Annotated in this window: 2 protein-coding genes; one reads left to right on the top strand and one right to left on the bottom strand. The window is 41.5% G+C overall.

The genetic code is table 11. The annotated features are described in order from the left end of the window. Positions 1-101: 101 nt before the first annotated feature. Entirely contained in the window at positions 102-248 is a 147-nt protein-coding gene (locus tag FS666_RS19195) for a YqzM family protein (protein ID WP_120068641.1), read from the bottom strand. Between the two features lie 294 nt (positions 249-542). On the opposite strand from FS666_RS19195, the gene holA reads away from it, so the two are divergent. Then, positions 543-1,559 carry a DNA polymerase III subunit delta gene (holA, locus tag FS666_RS19190; protein WP_144463772.1) on the top strand — a complete coding sequence of 339 codons (1,017 nt, stop codon included), beginning with the start codon at positions 543-545 and terminating at the stop codon, positions 1,557-1,559. Positions 1,560-1,667 lie beyond the last annotated feature (108 nt).

Here is a 1,667-nt window from a genome sequence, read left to right as displayed (position 1 = left end):
ATGTTCAATGAGATGGGGTCAGACCCCCTTTACTGCAGTAAAGGGGGTCTGACCCTTTTTTTAATGAATAATTGCATGATTGCGGCAAGGCCGCTTTTCGATTACTTCCCAAGCACTTCGATTACTGTACCAATCACAAAAATGGCTGTGAAGAATACAAATGATACAACGAAGCCGACCCCGGAATCGATGGCATCATTGCGCTTGGACTGTACATTTTGTTCAAATTCGAATTCAGATTCTCTCACAACTACCCCTCCTGTTTCCACTATAGTATAGATGAAGCCTTAAAAAAAATCCACTTTCCTTTTACCTCTGTTGACAAGAGTTGACACATATACTTTTATTGCTTGTGGTCAAACTATCCTTACGGCACGTTACTCCGCTTTTGGATAAGTGTCCTAGGCCTTATTCAGAAGCGTTCAATATAGATCAGGGGGCTTTTTCCTTCGGGTAAAGTCCCCATTGCCTCTTGCCAAAACTCTTCACTTTCCTTACGATGAATATATCCATGAAGGTTGGGAAAGTGAGAAGAATGTCGTATGAGTATAATGAAAAACATTAGAAACAAAACATTTTCGCCAATATATTTATTATACGGAAAAGAATCCTTTTTAATCAATGACGTTAAACAAAAACTGATGGCGAACGTGTTAAAGAATGGCAGTGAAGAATTTAATTATTCAGCCTATGATCTTGAAGAAGTACCGGTGGAGCTTGCAATAGAAGATGCGGAGACCTACCCATTTTTAGGTGAAAAAAAACTGGTTATCGTACATAACCCTGTTTTTTTGACTGCTGTGAAGCAAAAGGAAAAGGTGGAGCATGATCTGAAAAGGCTGGAGAAATATGTAAGCGACCCTGCCCCATATACAGTAATGGTTTTCATTGCCGATTACGAAAAGCTGGATGAGAGGAAAAAAATCACTAAACTTCTTAAGAAGCATGCGGAAATTTTGGAGGCCAAGCCGCTGAACGAGCCCCAGTTAAAAAGTTGGATAAGGGAACGTGCTGCTTTCCATCATGCCGAAATAGAGGAACCGGCTGTCGATACATTAGTTTTCATGACAGGCAATGACTTGATGGCCCTGAATGAAGAACTGATAAAGCTGTCTCTGAATGCAGGCGAAAAAGGCTTGATAACCGAAGAAATGGTCAAAAGGCTTGTCTCACGATCTTTGGAACAGAATGTATTTGCTTTGACAGAGAGCGTCGTCAAGAGGGAAAGTGGTGAGGCCCTTCGCATCTATTTTGACCTGATGAAGCAAAACGAGGAGCCGATTAAAATACTCTCCCTTATTGCCGGACAGTTCAGGCTTATATATCAGGTGAAGGAATTGACAGGCCGGGGATACAGCCATAAACATGCCGCCGGCTTGCTGAAAGTGCATCCTTACCGGGTAAAATTGGCAGCAGGCCAAGCCCGTTCTTTTTCAAACGAAGAACTGAAGGCGATCATCGATTTGATTGCGGAATGCGACCTGAAATTAAAAAGTGGAGGACTGGATCGATCCGTTGCGGTGGAATTGCTGTTGATGAAGATTATGCAAGAAAAATAGAAAAACGACCTGTTGAAGGTCGTTTTTTGATTGTCTAGGAAATTACACTAGCGTTGCATTAAATTTTCAAGCAAAAGTCAAGTAATTTAACTCGCACACAAACTATCA

The organism is Siminovitchia fortis (genome assembly GCF_007681465.1).
GTDB classification, from domain to species: domain Bacteria; phylum Bacillota; class Bacilli; order Bacillales; family Bacillaceae_C; genus Siminovitchia; species Siminovitchia fortis.
The sequence above is the reverse complement of the archived record's forward strand: the minus strand, read 5'-3'. Positions and strand labels throughout refer to the sequence as shown.

What these genes read in the sequence shown, in the direction of transcription:
- holA (WP_144463772.1), top strand. Translation starts at nt 543, where the DNA reads ATGAGTATAATGAAAAACATTAGAAACAAAACATTTTCGCCAATATAT.